Genomic DNA, 5263 nt, shown 5'->3' with positions numbered 1-5263 from the left:
GGACCGATGCTGCCTTCAAAAGCCTGCGCGCCTGCCAGGAAGCTCAGTAATCGGAATCAGTTGCGGCACTCTAGCTGGGTGCGTTAGGCGATCGGGAGGTGATGATGCCTCGCCTTCCGAACGTCCTGTGAGCAGCTGTTTTGTGTCTGGCGCACGGGCACCGCAAGCCGGAGCCCTGGCGCGGAAACAGGCCCTTTGTCAGGCTCGACGGTCTGGAAAATCGTTCTAGTTGCACTCTGCGATCCGCGATCGGATCGAATAAATCAGGCATCCTTGCTCGATCTTTCAGTCGAGCGGGTCGCCGCGCCTCGTGTCGTCGGAATTCCTTCTTCGACAGYTACGTCGAGAAGGCCGCACTTGGGTTTCTTGATGACGCGACGAAATCCGACAAACCCTTCTTCATCAGCGTCAACTTCATGAAGGTGCACCAGCCGAACATGCCGGCGCCGGAGTTCGAGCATAAGTCGATGTCGAAATATGCCGACAGCATCGTCGAGCTGGATACGCGCATCGGCCGCATCATGGACAAGCTCCACGAGACCGGCTTGGACAAGAACACGCTTGTCTTCTACACCACCGACAATGGCGCCTGGCAGGACGTCTATCCCGACGCCGGCTACACGCCGTTCCGTGGCACCAAGGGCACGGTGCGCGAAGGCGGCAATCGCGTTCCCGCCATCGCCGTCTGGCCGAGCAAGATCAAGCCGCGCAGCAAGAACCACGATATCGTCGGCGGCCTTGATCTGATGGCGACATTTGCTTCGGTTGCAGGAGTCGCCTTGCCGACCAAGGACCGCGAGGGACAGCCGATTATCTTCGATAGCTACGACATGTCGCCAATCCTGAAAGGTACAGGCAAGTCGGAGCGTACCTTCTGGTTCTATTTCACCGAAAATGAGCTCACGCCTGGTGCTGCCCGCGTGGGCAATTACAAGGCCATATTCAATCTGCGCGGGGACAACGGTGCAGACACCGGAGGATTGGCAGTTGATACCAATCTCGGTTGGAAGGGGGCGTCGAAGTATGTCGCGACTGTCCCACAGGTCTTCGACCTCTGGCAGGATCCACAGGAGCGCTACGACATCTTCATGAACAACTACACGGAGCGTACCTGGACGATGGTAACGATCAGTGCCGCGATAAAGGATCTGATGGCGGCCTACGTGAAGTACCCGCCATGCAAGCTACAAAGCCAGTCCTATACCGGCCCGATCGAGCTGTCGAAGTATCAGCAATTCCAATGGGTCCGTGATCAGCTTGCCAAAGACGGCGTTGAATTGCCGATGCCGACCGGCAATTGAAACGGCTGCAAAAGGAGCGGCAAGGTGCCGCCCTTTTTCCTGGGCCATTTTAAGAAAACCGTATTCAGCTCGCCTGCGCCAACGCCACCGCGTCCGGCCCCGCCGGAAAGCGGAGCTGTCCTGATGCGTCGTTCGCGGCCTGCCACACGGCTTCGGCGACGTCGGTTTCCTTCGTCACCAGCGCGGGCGTCGCGAACCCGGCAAAGATCGGCCCCGCGAACGCGGCATAGGCCTCGGGAATAAGATCCTCGACGCGCAGCTCGGTGTTGTGGGCAAAGCGCGTGCTCGGTGCATAGCCGGGCTCGACAATCTTCACCCTGACATCGAACGCGCCAAGCTCATGGGCCAGCGACCCGGTAAAGCCCTCGATCGCCATCTTGCTTGCGGTATAGGCAGCGGCCAGCGGCATCGGCGCCAGCGTCACACTTGAAGTGACATTGACGACCACGCCCGACCGCCGCACGCGAAACTCAGCGATCACTGCCTGGGTCATCGCCATCACGCCGAAGGTGTTGGTTTCAAACAGCTTGCGCACATGCACCATCGGCATCGCCTCGAAGGCGCCGACGAGGCCGATTCCCGCATTGTTGACGAGCACGTCGATCGGGCCGCTGGCGTCGAGCGTTGCTGCAATACTCTCGTCATCGGTCACATCGAGCGGCAGAACGCGCATCCGCTCCGTGCGCGGCAGGATGCCTACGCGCGGATTGCGCATGGTGGCAACGACATTCCAGCCCAAGGCATGGAAGTGGCGGGCGGTCTCCAGGCCATAACCTGACGAGCAGCCGGTAATCAGCACGGTTTTCATGGACTTTTTCCTGATTGATGTTGACGCCACGAAAATACCGTCCAAAATCCGGACTATCATCAATCTCCAGTCCTATATTCATTGGCAATAGTCCTGATATGATCGACCCCCTCGCCCAGGTCATCGAACTGCTCCAGCCCCGTACCTTGTTCTCGAAGGGGATCAGCGGCGCCGGGCGCTGGGGCGTCCGCTACTCCGAATTCGGCCAGCCTGGTTTCTGCGCCGTGCTCGAAGGCAGCTGCCGCCTCGCAGTCGACGGCGAGGCACCGGTCACGCTCGAACAGGGCGACTTCGTGCTTTTGCCGGCCACCCCTGCCTTCACCATGTCCGGTTTCGAGCCTGTGGCGCCAAGGCGTATCGACCCCAAAACGACGCCTGCACCGACGGAGGAGGTTCGCCACGGCCGGCAGGATGGCCCGGCCGATGTCCGCCTGCTCGGCGGCTACTTCGTCTTCGGTTCTCCCGATGCTGCGCTACTGGTGTCGCTGCTGCCAGCGATGGTCCATATCAGCGGTGTCGAGCGGCTTTCGACGCTGGTGCGGCTCATCGGCGAGGAAGCTGGCCAGCACAATGCAGGCCGCGACCTCGTGCTCGGCCGCCTCGTCGAGGTCCTGCTGATCGAGGCGCTGAGGGCAAGCCGGGCAAAGGGCTCGCCGCCCGGCTTGCTCAGCGGGCTGGCCGACGCCAGGGTTTCAGGGGCGATGCGGCAGATGCACGGCGATCCGCAGCGGCCGTGGACGGTAGCCGAACTCGCCGGCGAGGCCGGCCTGTCCCGCTCGGCCTTTTTCGACCGCTTCACGCGCACCGTCGGGCTCAGGCCGATGGAATATCTGCTCGCCTGGCGCATGGCGCTCGCCAAGAAACTTCTCGGCGACAAGGGGATAGCGCTGGACGAAGTCGCCCGCCAGGTCGGCTACGGCTCAGCCAGCACCTTCAGCACCGCCTTCAGCCGCCATGTCGGGCAATCGCCGGGCCGCTACGCCCGCAGCGACCGGCACGGCTGAGAGGCTTGCAACAATGGCAAGACGCCGTGCTCTTTAATGCGGGAAATCCAGCCCCATTTCGCGGTAGCGTTCGGGGTCGTCGCCCCAGTTCTCGCGCACCTTCACAAACAGGAACAGGTGCACCTTCTGTTCTAGAATGCTGCCGATTTCCATGCGCGAGGCCTGGCCGATGGCACGGATCGTTTCGCCCTTGTGGCCGAGCACGATCTTCTTCTGGCTGTCGCGTTCGACATAGATGACCTGCTGGATGCGCACCGAGCCGTTGGGCATCTCTTCCCACTTCTCGGTTTCGACATGCGACGAGTAGGGCAGTTCCTGGTGCAGCCTGAGATACAGCTTCTCGCGGGTGATCTCGGCTGCCAGCTGGCGCATCGGCAGATCGGAGATCTGATCCTCGGGGTAGTACCAGGGACCTTCGGGCAAGCGCTTGGCCAGGAAGTCGAGCAGGTCCTTGCAGCCAGAGCCGGTCAGCGCCGACACCATGAAAGTGCGTTCGAAATCGACGGCCTCGTTGGCGGTCGCAGTCAGCTTCAGCAGCTTTTCGGGATCGACCCGGTCGACCTTGTTCAGGATCAGGATCTTGGGCTGGCGCACGTCCTTGAGCCGTTCGAGGATGGCGGCGGCATCACCCTTGATGCCGCGCTCGGCATCGATCAGCACCAAGATTAGGTCGGCGTCCTTGGCCCCGCCCCAGGCGGTGGTCACCATCGCCGTATCGAGACGCCGCTTCGGCTTGAAGATGCCGGGCGTGTCGATGAAAACGATCTGGGCGTTGTCGTGGGTGGCGATGCCGCGCACGATGGCGCGGGTCGTCTGCACCTTGTGGGTGACGATCGACACCTTGGCGCCGACAAGCTTGTTGACCAGCGTCGACTTGCCGGCGTTCGGCGCGCCGATCAGCGCGACAAAGCCCGAACGGGTGGCACCCGTTTCAGGCGTAGCGGTTTCAGGGGCATCGGTCACGATGCGGTCTCCTCATGCTTCCATACGCCCTCACGCACCAAAAGGGCGGCGGCGGCATTCTGCTCGGCCTCGCGCTTGGAGCGACCGGTGCCGGTGGCGGGCAAAAATTTGCCGACCCGCACGCTCACCGAAAAGACGGGGTCGTGGTCAGGGCCGGTACGGCTTTCGATCTTGTAGGCAGGCACTGCTGTCGACGCCTGATGCGCCCATTCCTGCAATTCGGTCTTGGGGTCGCGGCGTGCCGCACCCGCAGCCTCGGCGCGCGGCTTCCAGTATTTATGGATGAAACGCTTGGCCGCATCCAGCCCGCCGTCGAGATAAATGACAGCGATCAGCGATTCCAGCGCGTCTGCGCGCAGATTGACGCGCTTGCGATCGGCAAGATTGCGCACTTCCGAGCCCGCGCGGATCAGATCGGCGAGCCCGATCTCGTCGGCGATCTGGGCCAGCGCCTCAGCATTGACGAGCGCGTTGAGCCGGACCGAAAGCTCGCCTTCGGGCGCTTCGGGAAAATCGGCAAGCAACATGTCGGCGACAGCAAGCCCGAGCACCCGGTCGCCCAGGAACTCGAAACGCTCATAGTCGACGCCTGCATTTGCGCTGCGCGCGCTGCCATGCGTCAGCGCCCGTTGCAGGCGCTGATGGTCGCGGAAGATATGGCCGGTACGAAGTTGCAACGCATCGGCGAGTTCCGTGGCGGTGAGCCGTTTGCCTGCCATGCCTATCGGACGAAGTTGAACAGGCGCGAGCCGCGCATCTCGGTCGGCCACTTCCAGATTTCCAGCGGGCTTGCGCCATCGGCGATCGAGAAGAAGATGATGTTGGCGCGGCCGACAAGGTTCTCGGCCGGCACGAAACCGACGTTAAAGCGGCTGTCGGTCGAGTTGTCGCGGTTGTCGCCCATCATGAAGAAATGGCCTTCGGGCACGAGGAACTCACGCGTGTTGTCGCCGATCGAATCCGGCGTCAGGTCCAGCGTGTCATAGGAAACGCCGTTCGGCAGGGTCTCGCGATAGACGTCGACCGGACGGTTGACCTCGGTGATATCGGGATTGTCGATCTGGCCTACCTTTTCGCGCGGCACTGCGGTGCCGTTGATATAGAGCTGGCCGTCCTTCATCTGGATGCGGTCGCCGGGCAGGCCGACGACGCGCTTGATGTAGTCGAGCGAAGGATTGGGCGGGAAC

Annotated in this window: 5 protein-coding genes and 1 pseudogene; 2 read left to right on the top strand and 4 right to left on the bottom strand. The window is 62.2% G+C overall.

Going from position 1 to position 5263, the window contains the following annotated elements; genetic code table 11:
* Window positions 1–326: 326 nt before the first annotated feature.
* Window positions 327–1301, top strand: a pseudogene (locus AC1DUU_RS22180) (sulfatase-like hydrolase/transferase); the annotation flags it as partial.
* A 64-nt stretch (window positions 1302–1365) separates the two neighbouring features.
* Here AC1DUU_RS22180 and AC1DUU_RS22175 read toward each other — a convergent pair.
* The gene (locus AC1DUU_RS22175) at window positions 1366–2109 is read right to left on the bottom strand and encodes an SDR family oxidoreductase (protein ID WP_476785550.1); all 744 of its coding nucleotides are present in this window, start codon (window positions 2107–2109) and stop codon (window positions 1366–1368) included.
* Window positions 2110–2207: 98 nt separating this feature from the next.
* Between AC1DUU_RS22175 and AC1DUU_RS22170 the strand changes: the two genes are divergently transcribed.
* Window positions 2208–3113, top strand: a complete 906-nt coding sequence (locus tag AC1DUU_RS22170) for an AraC family transcriptional regulator (RefSeq protein ID WP_476785549.1) — start codon at window positions 2208–2210, stop codon at window positions 3111–3113.
* 33 nt (window positions 3114–3146) lie between these two features.
* On the opposite strand, the gene era is transcribed toward AC1DUU_RS22170, so the two are convergent.
* The 3 genes from era to lepB all read right to left on the bottom strand — a co-directional run.
* Window positions 3147–4076: a GTPase Era gene (era, locus tag AC1DUU_RS22165; protein WP_476785548.1), complete on the bottom strand. Its 930-nt coding sequence runs from the start codon at window positions 4074–4076 to the stop codon at window positions 3147–3149.
* On the bottom strand, window positions 4073–4795 hold the full coding sequence (gene rnc / locus AC1DUU_RS22160; RefSeq protein WP_476785547.1) for a ribonuclease III: 723 nt from the start codon (window positions 4793–4795) through the stop codon (window positions 4073–4075). Before rnc ends, era begins: the two co-directional genes overlap by 4 nt.
* A 2-nt stretch (window positions 4796–4797) precedes the next feature.
* Window positions 4798–5263, bottom strand: a 466-nt coding sequence (gene lepB / locus AC1DUU_RS22155) for a signal peptidase I (RefSeq protein WP_476785546.1), incomplete at its 5' end; no start/stop codon positions are given.

The sequence above is a fragment of the Aminobacter sp. P4_H6_2 genome, from assembly GCF_056400805.1.
This window is presented reverse-complemented; position numbering and strand designations above follow the sequence as displayed.